The following is a 563-nucleotide window of genomic DNA, read 5'->3' on the forward strand; positions in this document are numbered from 1 at the left end:
TCCTTGCCGATCAGCACGGTGGCGCGGTCGGAAATGCCGGCGTCCTCGAGCCAGAGGCCGTAGGCGCGGGCCACCTCACCCTTGGGATGGAAATCGGCGAGCAGCGGGAAGATGATGCCGTCGAAGGTCTCGGCCCAGGCCTCGTGGCAGTAGCGGGAATCGACGCTGAGGCCGAGCAGTTGGGTGTCGAGGTCCAGGAAGTCCTCGAGCAGGGCGTCCAGCCCCGGGATCTCCTTGCTTCACGTGGGCGTGAAATCCAGGGGGTAGGACACGAGCAGGACGTTCATGTCGTCCCGGTAGTCCGACAGGGTCACCGGTTCCTCGAGGTGGCTGTCGAGGGTGAAGTCGGGGGCGAGTTCTCCGGGGCTGATCAGGGCCATGGCGGGTCCTCTCCTTGGGGTGGGGGGCGGACGGTCCGCAACATTTAAGGCCGGATGTTGCCGAATTGGCAAGCGGCGGGTTGTGCCTCCGAAATTGTGTCCGGCCCTCCCAGCGGCGACATGCCCCGACGGAATGCCCAAACAGAGCCCTCAAACCGCGGATTCCGGGCGATCAGACGCTTG

The 563-nt window shown here is 65.5% G+C and carries 2 protein-coding genes; both read right to left on the reverse strand.

The genetic code is table 11. The features are described 5' to 3' along the window. Positions 1-230 (reverse strand): redoxin domain-containing protein (locus tag KDM41_18800; GenBank protein MCB1185474.1); only part of this gene is annotated, 230 nt, incomplete at its 3' end. 9 nt (positions 231-239) lie between these two features. Further along, entirely contained in the window at positions 240-380 is a 141-nt protein-coding gene (locus KDM41_18805) for a redoxin domain-containing protein (GenBank protein MCB1185475.1), read from the reverse strand. Positions 381-563: the final 183 nt, after the last annotated feature.

The sequence above is a fragment of the bacterium genome (genome assembly GCA_020440705.1).
In the GTDB taxonomy this organism is placed as follows: domain Bacteria; phylum Krumholzibacteriota; class Krumholzibacteriia; order LZORAL124-64-63; family LZORAL124-64-63; genus JAGRNP01.

Bases quoted from the DNA above. Each gene is read 5' to 3' on its own strand.
- KDM41_18805 (MCB1185475.1), bottom strand. From the start codon at position 380: ATGGCCCTGATCAGCCCCGGAGAACTCGCCCCCGACTTCACCCTCGAC.